We start from the raw sequence: 19,776 nt of genomic DNA on the forward strand, positions 1-19,776 counted from the left end.
TTTATTTTTTTTGTGATCTTAGTACGTTTTCGTAACGTCTTCATCTATAACGAGAATATAGTCTGCTTTATTATATTCTTCGTCCATTATTTTTTCTAAATCTTTTTGCTCGACGGTTGCAATAGTCATTATTCGCAGACTTGGCGCGGCTTTTTTTAAATACCAATAAATCCCTTCAAAATTATCCGAATGATAGGTTCCGTTGTAATGAATAAAGATTGAATTCTCTTTTAAATTCTTTTGAATAAAATAAGCCATCGTTGCATCTTTTATTGCCTGAGCCTTTGGCATGTTATGACTGGCGTGATCTCCCATCATATTCATCATATTGACATAGCCTGATAAATTGGCATCAAAAACGATAGGTAGCGGAGCAATCCATAATTTTTCTTCCGGAGTCAAAGACTCTAATCCTTCAAATCCTTTTTTAGAAACGGTTGAAGCAAATCTTCTTGGAATGTTTGTAGCAACAAACGGCAATTTATTATCCTTTGCAAAATCTACTAAAGGCTTGTAATCTGTTTTGTAATTGGGCCAAAGTCGGGCTGTTGAATCCAATTGTTTTTGATTAATCTCATCTTTTAGATATTGATCAAGTTGTTTTTGATTGTCGGCTTCTAGCATTTCTGCGCCTAAAATTACTTTCGTTTTCTGTGACAAATCTTTGGTTAATTCCAATTCTAACCAATGAGCAATTGCGTTGTTGTGGTATTCCCCAAATAAAACTACTTGTGTCTTCTCGGCAGATTTCAATAATTTGGCATAAGAAACCTTCTTGCCTTTTTTGTCAAACAACTGATAGGCTTTCTTATCTTGAGCCAAACCAACTAATGAAGTTACTAAAATAATAACAACAAAAATTAATCGTTTCATAGCTGTCTGTTTTAATTCCATTGTTTTAACTTTGGGACATACAATATTAATCATTTCATTATGAAATACCATCAAATAGATCGCAATCTGTTTATTAAAAACATAGCAAAATTCACGGCACAAATGAAACCAAACAGCGTTGCTGTGTTTAATTCAAATGATATTTATCCGGTTTCTGCTGATAGTTCGCTGCCGTTCGAACAACATCGCGATATTTTTTATTTATCAGGAGTTGATCAGGAAGAAAGCATATTGTTATTGTTTCCGGATGCGCCTTATGAGCATTTAAAACAAATTTTATTTCTAAAAGAAACTAACGAACACATCGCCATTTGGGAAGGTGAAAAACTGACCAAAGAACGTGCGTATGAAGTTTCTGGAATTAAATCGGTTATTTGGTTGCAGGATTTTCATAAGACATTGAAGGAAGTTATGGCTTATGCCGAAACGATGTACATCAACACCAACGAGCATTATCGTGCGTCGATTGAAACCGAAACTCGTGAAGCGCGTTTTGTAAAATGGTGGAAAGAAAATTATCCAGCTCACAAAGTGGAAAAATCGAATCCTATATTGCAACGCATTCGTTCTGTTAAAGAAAGCGAAGAACTTGACTTGATTCAAACTGCCTGTGATATTACTGAAAAAGGATACCGTAGAGTGTTGCAGTTTGTAAAACCAAACGTAACCGAATATGAAATTGAAGCCGAATTTGCTCACGAATTCCTGAGAAATCGCTCCAAAGGTTTTGCCTACACACCAATCATTGCATCAGGAAACAACGCGAACGTTTTGCATTATATAGAAAACAACCAACAATGCAAAGCTGGTGATTTGATTTTGCTTGATGTTGGTGCCGAATATGCGAATTATTCGAGCGACATGACCAGAATGGTTCCGGTTTCTGGAAAATTTACCGATAGACAAAAGCAAGTTTACAATGCGGTTTTACGTGTAAAAAACGAAGCAACCAAAATGCTAACCGTTGGTAATTTTTGGAAACAATATCATGTAGAGGTTGGCAAAGTAATGACTTCCGAATTACTTGGTTTGGGATTAATTGACAAAGCCGATGTGCAAAATGAAAACCCGGATTGGCCGGCGTATAAAAAGTATTTTATGCACGGAACGTCACACCATATGGGATTAGACACGCATGATTACGGACTTTTGCACGAACCAATGAAAGCCAATATGGTTTTCACCGTGGAACCTGGAATTTATATTCCGGCAGAAGGTTTTGGAATCCGAATTGAAGATGATGTAGTGATTCAGGAAAAGGGAGAACCTTTTAACTTGATGAGAAATATTCCGATTGAAGTGAATGAGATTGAATCGATAATGAATTGTTAGAAAGAGAAAAGAAGAAAAAGAAAAGAAAATAGAGGATAGATAATAGACGGCTTACGGAAGTGGGTCGTTTTTGTTTTTACCATTAAGAAGTTAAGGTAAATTAAGAATTTCATTAAGCTTAATTTTTCTTAATGTAGAAACTTAACTTCTTAATGGTAAAAATCTTTTTTGTAGCTATGCTGTTGGGATGTTTTCTACTAAAACCTCATTTCCTGATTTGTCATAGTAAGTGCAGGTCATTTTATCCATCATCACAATCCATTTTTCTACACCTGATTTGGCGCAATCCAACAGAAATGTTTTATAATCCGTTTTGCCTTGTTGATGCGCTTTTAAATCAGCTTTGAATTGCTCGATGTTAGTTTCATCTGCTATGGAAAGTGTTTCTGAAAAACCTTCTGAAGTAACTTTAAAATTGTCTTTTCCACAATAATTGGTGTGATTGTCAAAAACAAAAGTTTCAAAAGACGTTACGCCAAGCGCAATAATATCTTGCATATACTTAGGGAAATCAGCTCCGCTTTTTACTTTGGAATGGGCGGATTTGATTTGTTGGATGGTGAACATTCTTTTTAATTTTTAGATTAAAGATATTATGAAACTTATAAAATTAAAAGCTCGTGATCATCATTGGTCGACCTTTCCTTAAATCTTATGTCTTGAGGAATATTCCTGCTTTTTTTCTTATTAATGATTCTAATGGTTGCTAATCGATCATCATCAAAATGTCTTGAAATATCTCTAGGTTTATTTCTAAAATCATCGAGCCCATCATCATAAACTCTATATAATACCTTTATAGAATTACAATTATCATTTTCAAAGATTTGATTCAATAAATACTTGTCTGATAACCCGCATGAATGACCAATTAAATAAACATTATATTTCGATTGATTTAAAAAATCACGTAAATTCTCAAAATTGTCGTTGTTGTTATATTCAAAGGGTTTGATATTTTCTAAAAAAGCATTATCGTTTAGATTTTTAATTAATTTATAATTTTCATCTTTGTCATCACCGTAACCAAATATTATTTCGGGATTATCTGGATTTCCAATTTCTCCATGGATATAATTTACATTTGAATTATACAATTTGCTTTTTAAAAAATCACTATAAACGCGAGCTGTTGGAGTATAATTGAAACTTAAGAAGAGAGTTGAATAAGATTGTATTGACGCTGAATCAATAGAATCTATTTCGCTAATTAAGTAGTTAAGTACTTCATTCGTATCATCTATTTTAAATTCGTATTTTTTACAAACTTCTTTTTCTAAATAATCATGAAGTAGTTTTTTGATTAAAGCAAATTCATTATTCAATGTTTTTACTTTATTTATTTTTTCTTTATTGTTCGTATTAGGATTTGTAGATATTGTTAGTAAAGCCTTGTAATATTCTGTTTCAATATCAACCCAATTTTCTAAATCTTCAGTGCAAATTTGTTTAAAAAAAGAGTTTTTAAATTCAAATATTTTTACTCTACGAAAATCTCGTCCTTCACTTCCATAATAAATTAAGCTTTTTGAATCTAACCTAAATTCAGGATATTCATCGATATTAGAATTTATTGACTTCAGAAAATCTTTAAAACTATTAATCGGACCATAGTCGGTATAATATTTATTATATAATTCATTCGAATAAATTAACTTTTTATAATCTTCCGTATCATGTTTTTCTTTAAAATTTTTCCAAAAGTCATCTATAAAATGCCGATAACCCGTCGGCAATCCATGCGCCAAGTCAAATCCATTCCCAATAATTACTAATCTGTTCATCCCAAATCCTTTTCTCAAATATAGGAATTTCTTACCAAAAAACTTTATCAACAATCATTCTTGTATTCATGGCTAAAATCTATTTTTGCATCTATGAAAACCATCATCTATAAAAACACAAAAATCTCTTATACCGAACAAGGTAAAGGAACAGCTGTGGTTTTTTTGCACGGTTTTCTGGAGAATAAAACCATGTGGAACGCCTTTATTCCTGAATTAAGTCAGAAACACAGAATCATCACCATAGATTTATTAGGTCATGGCGAAACGGAATGTTCGGGTTATGTTCATTCTATGGAAGACCAAGCCGATATGGTTCATGCCGTTTTGCACGAATTAAAAATTAGAAAAACAGTGCTCATTGGCCATTCTTTGGGCGGTTATGTAGCGTTGGCTTTCGCCGAATTATATCCCGATTATATGAAAGGATTGTTTCTTTTGAACTCAACTTCAAGAGCTGATAGTGATGAACGAAAAATCAATCGCAACAGAGCCATCAAAGCGGTGAAACAAAACTACACCAACTTTGTGCGTTTGTCTATTGCGAATTTGTTTAGTGAAGACAATCGCGAAAAACTGGAAACTGAAATTGAAAAAGTAAAACTAGAAGCGTTGAAAACTCCGTTGCAAGGAATTGTTGCTGCGCTGGAAGGCATGAAAATCAGAAAAGATCGAGAAGTGTTATTACATTTTGCACCTTATCCTATTCAGTTAGTCTTGGGAAAAAAAGATGGCGTTTTAATTTACGATGAAACTATAGATCAGATTGAAGGAACTAAAGTGGAATTAACAACTTTCCCTGACGGACATATGTCGCATATTGAAAACGAAAAAGAATTGAAAAAAGTATTTGTTGATTTTTTGAAAAGGATTTAACCGCAAGGTTCGCAAAGTTTTTCGCAAAGTTCGCAAACTAATAAAGTTAAACTCGCAAAAGAAAATTTGCGTTCATTGCGCCTTTTCCTTTGCGCTCTTTGCGGTTAAAATTAAATTTTCTCCTCAAAAGGAACATCTACATTCAAAATTTCCTGTAACAAAATCACAATTTGTTCCAAATAGTTTTCCATGATTTCGGGCGAAATTAAATCCGTTACCTCTTTGTCTTGCTTAAACTGAAAAGGCAAAAATCCGGTTTTTAAGTTTTTAAAAGATACAATTCCGGCTTCCATATCATGCCCTTTGGTTTGTTCTTCATACATAAAAGCATACGCCAAAACCTGAATGATTTTATCGTTTTTGATATCTTCGGTTAAACCGCTCCAATCTTTTAAAACAACATTATTCTTGTCAACTTTCCCCGTTTTGTAATCGATGATTCTAATCTTTCCGTTGCGAAGCTCAATTCGGTCCACGTTTCCTTTTATCAATACTGGAAAAGGCAATCGAGCGTCGGTTAATACTCTTTCATACGTAGTTTCTAATGATATGATTTGAATTTCATCCCCACTTTCGATAGCTTCTAATTCTGTTTTTAGAAAGTTGAGCACATTTCGCTTTGCAACTTCAAAGGCTAACAGGTTTCGTCCTTTTTTGATTTCGCCTTCTTTATAAACTTTTTTAAATTGATTTAAAACTTCTTCATCAATTTTAGAGATGCATATTTTTAAATCTTGTAAAGTTAAAAGTCGTCCAATAGTTGGTTTATACAATTCTTCTAATGTGCCATGAATAATGGTTCCTAAGGTATTAACCGCAATGTTTTCTTCAACCTCATCTGTTTCAGAAATTCGTAAAATCCGTTGGAAATAAAACTGAATCGGGTTGCGAATGTATGTCGTCAACGATGAAGGTGAAAATCCCTTATCTGCAATTTCGCGCAAGCGAGTCATAACGCTTTCTGTTTTTGGAACGACAATCGGTTGATGCGCAATATTCGGCACATCCGGATTGTAATATTGAAATGTCAGGTTGTGCTTGGGTTGCTTTTCGATTTCCAATTGCGTGATGAAACGGCTTTTTTCGCCAGCATCAAAACCCTGACTATCGGAATTATAAATCAAATAAACGTTTTTGGCACGTTGCAACAAATGATAAAAATGATACGTGTAAATAGCATCTTTTTCTTTGTATGTTGGCAATCCATATTGCAATTTCACATCATAAGGAATGAAAGAATTGGTAGATTTTCCCGCGGGAAATTTGCCTTCGTTTACCGAGGTAATAATTACGGTTTCGAAATCCAAAACACGACTTTCCAAAACGCCCATAACCTGCAAACCGCTTAAAGGTTCGCCTTCAAAAGAAACTTCAGCAACATCTATGACTTGTTTGTAAATGGCTTGTAACGTCTTGAGGTCGTTTATGGATTGATGCTCCGAAAAATAGGAAATCATTTTATTGATGACTTTAAAAATCGAATACACAAAAGCATTTGTTATCTTTTCTTCTTCGTTTTCATGGTTCAAATTGCTTTTGATTTTTAGCAGAATTTGAGCAATGTTTTCTAAAACAGTTACGGAATCAGCATCCCATTTTTGAAACAATAATGAAAACAACGCATTGTCTTTGGCGTAAAGCTCTTCGAGTTTTTTATGGGTAATAAACGAATAGTTGTTTTTATTAATTATAGAAACCAATTCGTTAGCATTGACATAAGGTTCAATAAGTGGATGCGTTAAAACCTCAAGCACATCTTTATAATACATCACATAACTTGAGGGATTTCTGGTCACAGCATTCGTGTGCAATTTGAACAATTTGGCAATCAGCAATTGAGCGGGATTGTTTTTGCTTGAAAAACCCATAGTGATATTCAACGCATCAACATTCGCCGGCAACGAATACAACAGGGGCAACAACAAACTTTCTTCACCGAGCACTAACGCCACGTTCTGCAGATTTCCTTTCTCTGCTTGCTTTTCGATGATACTGCCTGCTATTTTAGCTTGCCCGATGGATTTTGAAGTAGCAATAACATGAATGTTCTTTTCGTCTTTAAAATCGTTTGAAATCCATTCATAAGGATGTGTTTTGTAATAAATCCATTCCGACTTAAACTTTCGTTGAAAATGTCCGGCATCGTGAAAGGAATCGGCAAGTAAGGTTTCGTCAATATCCCAATAAATTTTGGCAACATCGAGCGCTAAAAGATGCTGAATAATTTTTTCTTCGGCTTGATTAAGTGCATTGAAACCTGCAAAAACAAATTGTTTTCCGTTATTATTTTCAGTGAAGTGATTCAAGTTTTCAACGGCTTCTCTATAAATTAAACCCTGATAGCCAATACCTTTATTTACTAAATGCTGATACAATGAATGATAATAATCCGGCAGTTTTTTCCAAAAAAGCAAATGCTTTTCTATCAAATCTGTTCTTTTATCTACATCAACAGACCAATGTTCAATTTCTTTGATGTCTTCAAGATATTTTAAAATCTTGTTTGGTTCTAAAAGATAGCGATCGATTTCATTAAAATCCTGAAGTAAGGTTTTAGCCCAATTGGCAAAATTTTCAAAGGAATCTTGTTTGTCTTTTTCTGTTAGTGAAAGATACACTTCATAAAACTCAAACAGCAATTCAACACTATCAACAGAACGAATTCCTGCAATATCCTGAATAAACTCTTCGATACTGATTATTTCGGGCGCAAAGACATTGTTGGTAACTACCTTTTTTAATGCTGAAAGCAAAAAGACTTTGGCTCTTTTGTTGGGTAAAACGATGGTCAATTCCGAAAAGCTAAGGGAATAGCTTTTTAAAATTTCTTGAGCAAGTTGATGAAGAAAATTTGGTTTTGACATTCTATAAAAATAAAAAAACGCCCCGATAAATCGAGGCGTTTCTTAAATTATTTAGAGAAAATTATTTTATTAATCTCACTTCTGTTCTTCTGTTGTTAGCTTTACCAGCTTTCGTTTTGTTTGTGTCAATTGGTTTTAACTCTCCAAAACCTATAGATGCTAATCTTCCAGAAGCAATACCTTGCTCAATTAAGTAGTTTCTAACCGCAGCAGCTCTGTCTTCTGACAATTTTTGGTTTGCAGCATCTGTACCATCGCTATCTGTGTGACCTTCTATAGAGAAGTTAGAGTTTGGATACTCTTTCAAGATAGCTGTAATAGCTTGTAATACTGGATAAGTTTGTTGTTTAAATGTAGCTTTACCACTATCAAATAAGATAGTTTTTGCATAGTCATTTAATCTTTTTATAGCTTCTTCAGTAACTTCTGGACAACCGTTGTTAGCTACAGTTCCAGCTACATCCGGACATTTATCATCTTTGTCTAAAACTTTATCTCCATCTCTATCTGGCCAAGGACAACCACCGTTTTCTTTTGGACCTTTAACATCTGGACATTTGTCTGATTTGTCAGTTACACCGTCACCGTCAGTATCAGGACAACCACCTAAAGATTTCAAACCAGCAACATCTGGACAAGCATCATCTTTATCAGCAATTCCGTCACCGTCAGTATCAGGACAACCATTAAATTCAGCTGGACCAGCAACATCTGGACAAGCGTCAGCAGCATCTGTAATTCCGTCACCGTCAGTATCAGGACATCCGTTAAATTGTTTTAAACCAGCAACTTCAGGACAAGCATCATCTTTATCATAGATTCCGTCACCGTCAGTATCTTTTCCTCCAAATTTGAAAGTAAGACCCGCGAAGTGTTGCATGTGTGATGGCATATCCTCACGTACATCTTCGAAAGATTGTTTGTAAGTTGAACGCCAAGACAAACCTATCATTTCAGTAAACCAATAAGTTAAACCTAAACCTCCATTTAATGTGCCTGCGTGTAACTCATCACCAATCCAAGTGTAACCTCCACCAATATGGATAGAAGGTTCAATTGTTTTAGATTTGATTAAGTTCATCAAACTGTAGTTTATTACCGCATCAGCTGCATAATAATTTTTATCTCCAGGATTAACTACAGTATATGGTCCTTCACCAACTCTTGGCAATACATACCTAGTTATTCTGTTAACAGATCCTGTAACTCCAAAAGAGAAATTACTTCCTACGTATTTGGATACGTTTAAATAAGATACAGAATTTAGAATGTTCCAGTTATCTTTAGCATTAAAGAACTGAGAAAATTGGTCTTCTAATTTAGTGGCAGCGCTTACTCTTGTATCTACTGCATTAGCCCCAAACGATATCGCCCAAGGGTTGTTACTATCTTGAGCCTGTGAGCTGAACCCAGCCAACATTACCAAAGCAACGAATAATTTGTTAAGATGTTTCATACTTAATTTGATTAGATTATAAAAATTATAATGAGACAAAAGTAATACGTAATATTCTAATATCAAAATCAAAATGTTAAAATATGTGAATTATATAAGGAATCAATAGTAATTATGAAAGTTTTAGTGTTTTTTTTCAATGTTTAGCATTTTTCCAACCTCGATAAAGGCTGCGATTGCTTTATCTAAATGTTCTTTGCTATGCGCCGCAGATAATTGAACCCGAATCCTTGCTTTATCTCGTGGAACTACGGGGAAAAAGAAACCAATAACATAAATCCCTTTCTTTAAAAGCTCATCTGCCATGACTTGTGATAACTTTGCATCATATAGCATAACAGGAACAATTGCCGAATCGCCATCAATAAAGTCAATTCCGGCTTTGCGCAAACCATCTTTGAAATAATTGGTATTCCATTCCAATTTATCACGCAGCGTTGTGTCTTTTTCTAATAATTCAAAAACCTTAATAGAAGCACCAACTATAGCTGGCGCCAATGAATTGGAAAACAAATAAGGACGGGAACGTTGACGCAGAATTTCAATCACTTCTTTTTTAGCTGTAGTGTAACCGCCCATCGCACCGCCTAATGCTTTTCCTAAAGTTCCTGTGATGATGTCAACTCTTCCCATAACCCCTTTGGCTTCTAGCGTTCCTTTTCCGGTTGCGCCAATGAAACCAGCAGCGTGACATTCGTCAACCATTACCAACGCATTATATTTATCTGCCAAGTCGCAAATTTTATCTAATGGCGCCACCAATCCATCCATAGAAAAAACGCCGTCTGTCACAATAAGTTTAAATCGATGTCCGGCTTCAACCGCTTTCTTTAATTGGTTTTCCAAATCTTCCATATTGGAATTTTCATAACGATAACGCGCCGCTTTACACAAACGAACTCCGTCAATAATAGAAGCGTGATTCAGGCTGTCCGAAATGACACAATCATCTTCACCTAGCAAAGGTTCGAAAACGCCACCATTAGCATCAAATGCTGCTGCATATAATATAGTATCTTCTGTGCCGTAGAAATTGGCTATCTTTTTTTCAAGGGTTTTGTGAATATCCTGCGTTCCGCAAATGAAACGCACCGATGACATTCCGAAACCATGCGTATCTAATGCATCTTTGGCTGCCTGAACAACTTCAGGATGTGAAGATAATCCCAAATAGTTATTGGCACAAAAGTTTAAAACTGTTTTTCCATTTACTATAATTTCGGCGCCTTGTGGCGATGTGATAATGCGCTCTTTTTTGAAAATCCCATTTTGTTCTATGGTATTCAATTCGTTCTGTAAGTGTTGTTGAATTTTTCCGTACATAGTAATGTTTATAGTTTGTTGTTTATAGTTAACTCCTATTGCCTATTGCAAATTTACTACTTCCAAAATTTCTCCAATATAGACAAGTGCCTTTTTTGTGACTTTAAAACCCATTTTTTCTATAGCGCTTTGATAGTTCTCTAATTGGTATTGGTATTTCGTTTGGTGTGAACCGGTTTTATAATCCAATAGGTAAATTTCATTATTACTGCTGAGAACCATTCTGTCCGGTTTTACCAAGTTGCCTTCTTGTTGAATAATGGTTTTCTCGTTTAAAATTTTATACTCGTTTGAAAAAAATGGCGTTAGTTCCTGATGGTTTACAATTTCCCGAATTGTTTTGGAAATCATTTCTCTCTGATTCGAAACAATCAATCCGTTTTCGATGGCTTTGGTCAGAGCCAAATCAATATCGTCTTTGGTTTTGATAAATGATAGGATTTCGTGCAGAATGTTTCCATATTCAATGGCTTTTTGCTGTTTTGTATTCCACATCAAACTTTCACGTTGCGCAATTTTGATGTTTTTTGGATTTAATGTTGCCGAAAGTTGTGGAATCGTTTCTGTTTCGTCTTTTGCTTCTTTGGTTTCAGATAATTTTTGGGTTTTGCCAAATTCGTATTCTACTTTACTTTCATCAAAGCCTTTATCTGCCAAAAACTTAATAAAAAACGTCGCCATGTTGTTCGGATAATTTCCTTCTTTGTTTTGAGTTTGCATTCCCGAAATGATATGCAATTGTTCCTCGGCACGCGTCATTGCAACATATAAAACATTGATATCATCTAATAATTCTTCTTGTTTTTTCTGATTGTAAATCAATGCCGATTCTTCTCCGTAAGTGGAAACATTGTTATTTTTATCTACTAAAACTTTAGACAAACCAAATTGTTCTTCATCAGCATTGAGCCAAATCTTCTCTCTTGGTCCTTTACTGTAATCTTCTTCGGCAAACGGAAAAATAACAACTGGAAACTCCAAACCTTTTGAAGTGTGAATAGTCATGATGCGCACCGCTTCTTTACCTTCGGGCGACGGAATGCTCAACTTTTTGGAATTACTATCCCAATACGATAGAAAATCTGAAATTCCGGATTGCTTTTTTAAATCTTGTTCAAGCACTATATCCAAAAAGTATTGGACATAAGCATTTCGTTTTTCAATAGGAATAATTTTGGAAATGATACTTTCCGCAGCTTCGTATAATGATTTTTTTCTAGTGTTTTTAAACGAAAAATGAATCTCAAAACTGGCTAACCATTGCTCAAAATTGACTTCGGAATTTTGTTCCATTCCAAGCGCAATAAAATCGTGGATGGCTAATTTATTTTGAAGATTTGACGCGATATAATACAGGAAATTTGCTTTGGATTCGCGGTCATTATTGTTTTTTAAATAATATAAAATAGTAACAATGCACTGCACTTCAGAAGAAGAACCAATCAGCAAACTCTCCGAAGACAAAATTGGAATGCCTTGTTGGGTTAAATAATTTGCAATCGCAATTCCGTTGTCTTTTTTTCGGGTTAAAATAGCAATGTCTTTATAGCTAAATCCGTTGGCTTTTACTTTTTGAATAGTGTTTAATGTTGCCAACAAATACAATTCTTCTTTTGCCAGATTTTCTTCTCCCGAAGCTTCGGGAACATAGTCAGCTTTCTCTGATTTGGGCACAAAGGAAATATTCACATAACCGCCATTTTTAGAATTTAATAATTGATAGCTGTGATTTTGATATAAATCTTTATAATCTTCTTGCGTAAATTCATTGGCTATAAAACCAAAGAAACTGTTGTTAAAATCGATAACTTCTGAATAACTTCTCCAATTTGTTTTTAATGGAAACAGTTCTTTTTCCGGGTTGTTAAACGGATTTTTGGCTTTGCTTAATTCAATAAATTGCTCAGCTTTTCCGCCACGCCAACGATAAATCGATTGTTTTGGATCGCCAACAATCAGCAGACTTCCTCTTTCTCCCAATAAATCTTCACTCGAAGTAGCATTATCAATCAGCGGAATCAGGTTTTGCCATTGCATTTCGGAAGTATCCTGAAACTCATCAATAAAAAAATGTTTATACTTTTCCCCTAAACGCTCATAAATAAAAGGCGCAGGCTGATTCTGAATTTGATCGTGAATGAGCTTGTTGAATTCCGTTATCGATAAAATTCCTTGTTCTTTTTGAATGTCGGTTAGTTTATTACTCAACGTATTTAGCAAAGAAAGTGGCGTGATGTTTTTTAGAAATGCTTCGTAGAAATTCTTGGTTTCAAATTTTTTATAAATCGATGCTAAAATCTCAAGAAATTGTGGAATTATTGCTTCGATAATTTCTTTATCAACAGCATTTTTATTGATGGCAATATCTTCAAACTTGTGAAAGGTTTTATTTTTAGGATTGAATCTTTTTTCCTGAATACTCAATAAATGATTTGGGAAAGTTTGTCGCGAAAACGAATTCAAATCGATGCCTTTATTTTCAATCAACAAGTGTATTTCTGTTGCTAAGGCTACTGTTTCAGATTCTAATTGCTCGCAAAGTTCTACTAGTTTATTTTTGATTACGATGAAATCTTCAATCTTTTTATTGTGAAAATGTGTTATTTCTTCGCGATTATTTTCGTTTAAAATCAACTTGCCGGTTTCCATAATTTCCCGAGAAATGTCCCAGGATTTGTCATCATCAGTTTTTTCCATCGTGAAATCAACTAATAATTTTGTCAATTCGTCATCATTTCCAGCTTCGGCAATAATGGCATCAACGGCTTCGGTCAACAAACTTTCGGTATCCAGTGATACTTCAAAAGTGATTGGCAAACCTAAATCGTGTGCAAAAGCACGAATGACTTTGTGTGTGAATTTATCAATAGTCGAAATATCAAAAGCGGCGTAATTGTGAATTAAGTTTTTGATAATGCTTTTGGCTTTTTCGGTAATAGCATTCATACTCAAACCCGTATCCGAACTAATAACCTGCATTAATTGCAGTGCTTTCTCTGATGGGTTTTCTTTGCTAAATTGGGAAAGGCTTTCCAAAACACGGCTTTTCATTTCGTGCACCGCTTTATTGGTAAACGTAATGGCGAGAATGTTGCGATACGCATCCGGTTTTTTGGAAAGCAGAATGATTTTCAAATATTCCTTTACCAAAGTATAGGTTTTACCCGAACCTGCCGACGCGTCGTATATGGAAAAAGCTGGTTTTTGCATTAGTTTTTAGTAATCAGATAAACAAAATTCAACTTGCTGGATTCACCATAATACTCGACTTCATATTCATCAACTTTTACAGCGCCAATTTTTTCGATGGCTTTTTGCGAACGATAGTTGAAAGCTCCAATATGGAAATACACTTTTTCTACAAACTGAAAAGCATATTCGAGCATTAATTTCTTCAATGCTTTGTTATAGCCTTTGCCCCAATACTTTATTCCTATTAAAGTATAGCCAATCAATACCGAAGCTTCGGTAGAACTGTCAGTTTCATTATAATTATAATAACGGCTGCAGCCAACGGTTTCATTTGTAGAAACATCGAGAATTAAAAAAGCGCCTTTTGATTCAATCGCGCCTTTAAAATAATTGCTAAAATCTTCCCATTTATATCGGTTCGGGTTTGGATGTTGTTCCCAAACTAAAGGATTGGATGCTACTTCGAACAAGTTGTCAAAATCCTTTTCCTGAAGCGGAACTAATTTTATCAAATCATCATGAAGAAACGTCGGCTGTAAATCAAACTGCATTATAGCTCTATATTAAATATTTATTAAGGCACTTCCTTTTCCGAAGTTAAATGTATAAATTTGAATTCAATTATTTTTAATAACTTTTAAACACACTATATCATGGCTTTCGATTTACCGCAATTACCTTATGCATACGATGCATTGGAACCACATATTGATGCAAAAACAATGGAAATTCACCATTCAAAACATCATAATGCTTACACTACTAATCTAAATGCTGCTGTTACTGGTACTGATTTAGAAGGAAAAACAATAGAAAATCTTTTGATAAATCTGGATATGAAAAATGCAGCCGTCAGAAATAATGGTGGCGGATTTTACAATCACAATTTGTTTTGGAGAGTAATGTCGCCAACTGGTGGTGGAAAACCTTCAGGAGATTTAGCTGACGCCATTGATGCTGCGTTTGGTTCATTTGATGAATTTAAAGCACAATTTGCAAAAGCAGGAGCAACCCGTTTTGGTTCTGGTTGGGCATGGCTTTGTGTACACAAAGGTGGAAAAGTTGAAGTTTGTTCAACGCCAAATCAAGATAATCCTTTAATGCCGGAAAATGGTTGTGGCGGATTTCCAATCTTAGGAATGGATGTTTGGGAACATGCTTATTATCTGAACTATCAAAATCGTCGTCCGGATTATATTGAAGCATTCTTTAATGTGATTAACTGGACAGAAGTGGCAAGATTATACGCTACGGAAAAATAAAAAGAAATTGTTTTTATTATAGCAAACCGATTGTGAAAGCATTCGGTTTTTTTATTTTGTATAGTTTTAAAAAATAAACAGGCGGAATTTCTTCCACCTGTTTGCCCCAAATCTACCATAACTTACTTAACCTACTAAATACTATGGTATGACAAATCTAATAACTACTTGTTAAAAAATGTGCTTTTTGTCGAAATATATTGGGATGATAGGCAAATGAGAGGTTAAATATACTTTTTTTAATCATTTTCAGACAATTATAAAATAAAAAAGGTGAAAATTTCTTTTCACCCTTTTTGCCCCAAATCTACCATAAACTTAACCTACTAATGCTATGGTAGATCAAATATAAACTGATTATAAATGTTAAAACAAAAAATATAGATGAAATGCACTAATAATCGTTTAACTTCAAAAAATGTTAAATTTTTAGTAGGCACGTGTATTTTTTCCTTCGTAAAAATTCATAAATGCCTTATTAGCAACACGGTTGCCTCCCGGTGTTGGATAGTCTCCAGTAAAGTACCAATCACCTAGGTTTTTTGGACAAGCAAGATGTAAATTTTCTACCGTTTGGAATATGATTTTTATTTCTGCATTTATGTCTTCTGAAGTCAATAATTCCGCTATTTTATCTGAAATTTCTTGGTCTGTGAAGGGTTTGTAGATTTCTGTAACATAATTAATAAAGTCATCATCTTTATAATTAGCTTGTGCTTTGCATTTGGCATAAACTTCATCCACGATGTGATATAAATTACGTTCTTTTAATAAGGCTAATGTCGCTTGAAAGGCAACTAATCCTTCCAATCTTGCCATGTCGATACCATAACAATCCGGAAAACGTATTTGCGGTGCTGATGAAACTACAACTATTCTTTTTGGATGCAATCTGTCCATCATTTTGATTATCGACATTTTTAAAGTGGTTCCTCGAACGATACTGTCATCAATAATAACCAAATTGTCTGTTGGTTTTATTACACCATAAGTAACATCATAAACGTGTGCTACCAAATCATCCCGACTGCTATCTTCCGTAATAAATGTTCTTAATTTGGCGTCTTTTATAGCTATTTTTTCGGTTCTGATTTTTACCGAAAGGATTTGTTCTAATTTCTCTTTGGTCAATGTTTTTCTGTTATCAAGAATAAATTGATTCTTTCTTTGATTCAGAAAATCATTCGCTGCTTCCACCATTCCGTAGAAAGAAGTTTCAGCCGTGTTCGGAATATATGAGAAAACAGAATTGTCGGTATCATTTTCAATTGCGTCAAGAACCGCCGGAAGAATTAATTTTCCTAATTCTTTTCGTTCCTGATAAATTTCGGCATCGCTTCCGCGAGAAAAATAAATACGTTCAAACGAACAAGCTTTTTTTATAGTTGGTGGAATAATTTCTTCTTCGATAATGAGCCCGTTTTTCTTAATGATTAAGGCATGACCAGGTTGCAATTCTTGTACTTTTTCAAAAGGAACATTAAAAACAGTTTGAATAACGGGTCTTTCAGAAGCTACGACTACAATTTCATCATCTTCATAAAAATACGTTGGACGAATTCCCGCAGGATCACGGAAAACGAATGCGTCACCATGACCTAAAAGTCCGGCCATCGCATAACCTCCATCCCAACCTTTAGAAGCCTTTTTTAGAATTTTAGCCAAATCCAGTTTTTCAGCAATTACTGGTGAAGCTTCTCTTTTAGACAAACCATCATTTTTACATTCCTGATACAAATCGGTAACGGCATCATCGAGGAAATGACCTATTTTTTCCATTACGGTAACCGTGTCTGTCATTTCTTTTGGATGTTGCCCTAATTCAACCAAACTATTAAAAAGCTCGGTAACATTGGTCATATTAAAGTTTCCTGCCAAAATCAAATTACGGTGCTGCCAATTATTTTGACGCAAAAATGGATGAACGCTTTCTATGCTATTTTTACCAAAAGTTCCGTAACGAACGTGTCCCAAAAACAATTCACCAATGTAGGGAATGTTCTCTTTCTGCAACGCCACATTATCCTGATATTCCGGATGTGAAGTCAGTTCTTCATTAATTCTTTCATTGATTTGTGCAAAAACATCTTGAATCGCCTGCGCTTTATTCGAACGAACTCTACTGATGTACCTTTCACCTGGTTCAACATCTAATTTTATTGAGGCAAATCCGGCTCCATCTTGTCCGCGATTGTGCTGCTTTTCCATTAGCAAATACATTTTTTGTATGCCATAGAAAGCCGAACCGTATTTTTCTTTGTAGAATTCTAAAGGCTTTTTTAATCGTAAAAGTGCAATTCCACATTCATGTTTTATTGCGTCACTCATTGTTGTAGTTATTTAGTTGTGTGTTTTATTTTTTTACCGCAGATTCGCAGATTAATTTTTCAACTTTATTCATAGATAAAATTTGCGAATTTGTGGTTAAATTAATTTTCTGCTTACTTTGTTTTACCGCAAATGCGCAAATTAAAAATATTAAAAAGATCTGCGAATCTGCGGTTATATTTTTAATAAAAATGCCCCGGAAATTCGAGGCATAAATTTATGATAATTCTATTTCAAATTGTGTTAACGCTTTGAATTGTTTTAGTCGCTCATTAACTTCTTGTTTTGTCAAAGTCAACATTCTTTCGGTTCCAAATTTTTCTACGCAAAACGAAGCTAAATTAGATCCTTGTATAATTGCGGTTTTCATTGTTTCAAATGTGACATCACCTTGTTGTGTAATGAACCCTGCAAATCCGCCTGCGAATGTATCGCCAGCACCTGTCGGATCAAAAACATCTGCCAAAGGTAAAGCTGGAGCAAAGAAGATTTCATGGTCATGGAAAATCAACGCGCCATGTTCTCCTTTTTTAATCACTACATATTTTGGTCCCATAGTGTGGATTTTTTTAGCGGCTTTCACTAAAGAATATTCTCCTGACAATTGACGTGCTTCTTCATCATTAATTGTGATTACGTCAACACATTTGATTACTTCTAACAATTCAGGTAATGCACAATCCATCCAGAAGTTCATAGTATCTAAAACTACTAATTTTGGTTTTTGTGTCATTTGATTTAAAACGCCGGTTTGTACAATTGGATGTAAGTTTCCTAACATTACCACATCAGCATCTTTAAAGTTTTCAGGAACAATCGGATTGAAATCAGCCAACACATTTAATTCGGTAGCCAAGGTATCTCTCGAGTTCATATCGTTATGATAACGACCGCTCCAAAAGAAAGTCTTTCCGCCTTTCACTACTTCAAGTCCTGAAATATCGATATTTCTTGCCGTTAATAAATCTAAATATTCCTGCGGAAAATCATCCCCAACAACCGAAACAATAGCCGATTGTAAGTTATAATGTGAAGCCGAAAGTCCGATAAACGTTCCTGCACCACCTAAAATTTTGTCTGTTTTTCCAAAAGGCGTTTCGATAGCGTCAAAAGCAACCGTGCCTACTATTAAAAGTTTGTTCATTAAATTGTCATTGCGAGATTTCGAAGCAATCTCAAATTAAAGGCGCAAAGATAAACTTTAGTTTAGAAGTTTAAAAGGTTATGGGTTTAAAAGTTTTCTACAGCAACTTCTGCTCCTCCTTTTCATAAAAAGCATCCACAGATAAATTGGGTAAACCCGAAGCCATAACCGCCAATTCATCACAACGTTCGTTTTGCGGATGATTATTGTGTCCCTTAATCCATTTGAAATCGACTAGATGCTGGCGGTAAATTTTTAGGAATCGCATCCACAAATCCGGATTCTTTTTGTCTTTGAAGCCTTTTTTCTCCCAACCAAAAACCCATTTTTTCTCAACCGAATCCACCACATATTTCGAATCGGAAATGACTAAAACTTTCATATTGGGTTTTGTTATTTTTTCCAAACCCACAATTACCGCGAGTAATTCCATTCGGTTATTTGTCGTATGACGAAATCCTTCGTAGAATTCCTTTTTATATGTTGTACCGACCAATTCCATCACAACGCCATAACCGCCGTTTCCGGGATTTCCTTTGGCAGCGCCGTCAGTGTATATGTGGACTTGGTGAGGCATTTTAGACTGCTTAGATTATTAGATAGTTAGATTATTAGATTTTGTAAATATATTAGTTCTTCTAAGAAGTCTAATAATCTAACCTTCTAACAATCTCTCAATTATTTTTGGAAAATGTTCGTGTTCGAGTTCGTGAATTTTGGTGGCAATTTCATCTGCGGAAGCGCAATCTTCGATAGTTACCTTTTGCTGAAAAATGAATTCGCCTTCGTCATAATGTTCGTTTACATAGTGAATAGTGATTCCGGTTTCTTTATCCTTATTATCCAAAACAGTTTGATGCACTTTCATGCCATACATTCCTTTTCCGCCATATTTTGGGAGCAATGCCGGATGAATATTGATAATTTTATTCGGATATTCAACAATGATATGCTCAGGGAATTTCCATAAAAATCCAGCCAAAACAATAAGGTCTGGTTTAAGTTCCGTAATTTTATCCAAAACAAATCCTTCTGACAGCTCTTCCCTGTTGAAGATAAGCGTTGGAACATTATAGTTTTTTGCTTTGTCTAAAACTTTGGCATTTGGATTGTTTGTGAAGACGCCGACTATGATAATATCATGGTGATTTTTGAAGTATTGAATAATATTTTCCACATTGGAACCAGTGCCTGAAGCAAAAAGCAAAACCTTTTTCATATGAAGATACTATTGTTTTTCAAAGGAATATGGAATCGCCGTCATTATTATTGTCGATTGGCTACGGCGATTTCATTGAAAATAAAATTACAGCACAAAAAA

15 protein-coding genes are annotated in these 19,776 nt (G+C 34.6%); 3 read left to right on the forward strand and 12 right to left on the reverse strand.

Annotated features, from left to right (window positions below; all coding sequences use genetic code 11):
* Positions 1-18: 18 nt before the first annotated feature.
* Positions 19-873, reverse strand: a complete 855-nt coding sequence (locus tag RMN97_RS01505; protein ID WP_309612754.1) for a ChaN family lipoprotein — start codon at positions 871-873, stop codon at positions 19-21.
* A gap of 60 nt (positions 874-933) precedes the next feature.
* Here RMN97_RS01505 and RMN97_RS01510 point away from each other — a divergent pair, with 60 nt between their 5' ends.
* Positions 934-2,226: an aminopeptidase P family protein gene (locus RMN97_RS01510; RefSeq protein WP_309612755.1), complete on the forward strand. Its 1,293-nt coding sequence runs from the start codon at positions 934-936 to the stop codon at positions 2,224-2,226.
* Positions 2,227-2,400: 174 nt separating this feature from the next.
* On the opposite strand, the gene RMN97_RS01515 is transcribed toward RMN97_RS01510, so the two are convergent.
* Positions 2,401-2,793, reverse strand: a complete 393-nt coding sequence (locus tag RMN97_RS01515; RefSeq protein ID WP_309612756.1) for a DUF1398 family protein — start codon at positions 2,791-2,793, stop codon at positions 2,401-2,403.
* Between the two features lie 35 nt (positions 2,794-2,828).
* The gene (locus tag RMN97_RS01520; protein ID WP_309612757.1) at positions 2,829-4,010 is read right to left on the reverse strand and encodes an AbiH family protein; all 1,182 of its coding nucleotides are present in this window, start codon (positions 4,008-4,010) and stop codon (positions 2,829-2,831) included.
* Positions 4,011-4,103: 93 nt separating this feature from the next.
* Between RMN97_RS01520 and RMN97_RS01525 the strand changes: the two genes are divergently transcribed.
* Positions 4,104-4,886: an alpha/beta hydrolase gene (locus RMN97_RS01525; protein WP_309612758.1), complete on the forward strand. Its 783-nt coding sequence runs from the start codon at positions 4,104-4,106 to the stop codon at positions 4,884-4,886.
* Positions 4,887-4,996: 110 nt separating this feature from the next.
* Here the strand turns inward: RMN97_RS01525 and RMN97_RS01530 are convergent, their stop codons facing one another.
* From RMN97_RS01530 to RMN97_RS01550, 5 genes are all read right to left on the reverse strand, one after another.
* The gene (locus tag RMN97_RS01530) at positions 4,997-7,750 is read right to left on the reverse strand and encodes a PD-(D/E)XK nuclease family protein (RefSeq protein ID WP_309612759.1); all 2,754 of its coding nucleotides are present in this window, start codon (positions 7,748-7,750) and stop codon (positions 4,997-4,999) included.
* 61 nt (positions 7,751-7,811) lie between these two features.
* Positions 7,812-9,206 (reverse strand): OmpA family protein, encoded by a 1,395-nt coding sequence (locus tag RMN97_RS01535; RefSeq protein WP_309612760.1) that lies wholly within the window; start codon positions 9,204-9,206, stop codon positions 7,812-7,814.
* Positions 9,207-9,329: 123 nt separating this feature from the next.
* Positions 9,330-10,529 (reverse strand): glycine C-acetyltransferase, encoded by a 1,200-nt coding sequence (gene kbl / locus RMN97_RS01540; protein WP_309612761.1) that lies wholly within the window; start codon positions 10,527-10,529, stop codon positions 9,330-9,332.
* Between the two features lie 42 nt (positions 10,530-10,571).
* The gene (locus RMN97_RS01545) at positions 10,572-13,739 is read right to left on the reverse strand and encodes a UvrD-helicase domain-containing protein (RefSeq protein WP_309612762.1); all 3,168 of its coding nucleotides are present in this window, start codon (positions 13,737-13,739) and stop codon (positions 10,572-10,574) included.
* Positions 13,739-14,272 (reverse strand): GNAT family N-acetyltransferase, encoded by a 534-nt coding sequence (locus tag RMN97_RS01550; RefSeq protein ID WP_309612763.1) that lies wholly within the window; start codon positions 14,270-14,272, stop codon positions 13,739-13,741. The genes RMN97_RS01545 and RMN97_RS01550 overlap by 1 nt, the downstream gene beginning before the upstream one ends.
* 102 nt (positions 14,273-14,374) lie before the next feature.
* On the opposite strand from RMN97_RS01550, the gene RMN97_RS01555 reads away from it, so the two are divergent.
* Positions 14,375-14,983 (forward strand): superoxide dismutase, encoded by a 609-nt coding sequence (locus RMN97_RS01555; protein ID WP_309612764.1) that lies wholly within the window; start codon positions 14,375-14,377, stop codon positions 14,981-14,983.
* Between the two features lie 429 nt (positions 14,984-15,412).
* Here RMN97_RS01555 and RMN97_RS01560 read toward each other — a convergent pair whose 3' ends face one another.
* The 4 genes from RMN97_RS01560 to RMN97_RS01575 all read right to left on the reverse strand — a co-directional run bounded on the left by RMN97_RS01560 (position 15,413) and on the right by RMN97_RS01575 (position 19,674).
* On the reverse strand, positions 15,413-17,311 hold the full coding sequence (locus RMN97_RS01560; protein WP_309612765.1) for an amidophosphoribosyltransferase: 1,899 nt from the start codon (positions 17,309-17,311) through the stop codon (positions 15,413-15,415).
* Positions 17,312-17,528: 217 nt separating this feature from the next.
* Positions 17,529-18,455, reverse strand: a complete 927-nt coding sequence (locus RMN97_RS01565) for a PfkB family carbohydrate kinase (protein WP_309612766.1) — start codon at positions 18,453-18,455, stop codon at positions 17,529-17,531.
* A gap of 97 nt (positions 18,456-18,552) precedes the next feature.
* The gene (gene rnhA / locus RMN97_RS01570) at positions 18,553-19,032 is read right to left on the reverse strand and encodes a ribonuclease HI (RefSeq protein ID WP_309612767.1); all 480 of its coding nucleotides are present in this window, start codon (positions 19,030-19,032) and stop codon (positions 18,553-18,555) included.
* Between the two features lie 78 nt (positions 19,033-19,110).
* Positions 19,111-19,674 (reverse strand): phosphoribosylglycinamide formyltransferase, encoded by a 564-nt coding sequence (locus RMN97_RS01575; RefSeq protein ID WP_309612768.1) that lies wholly within the window; start codon positions 19,672-19,674, stop codon positions 19,111-19,113.
* Between the last annotated feature and the right edge of the window lie 102 nt (positions 19,675-19,776).

It is taken from the genome of Flavobacterium sp. (assembly GCF_031381455.1).
GTDB lineage: Bacteria > Bacteroidota > Bacteroidia > Flavobacteriales > Flavobacteriaceae > Flavobacterium.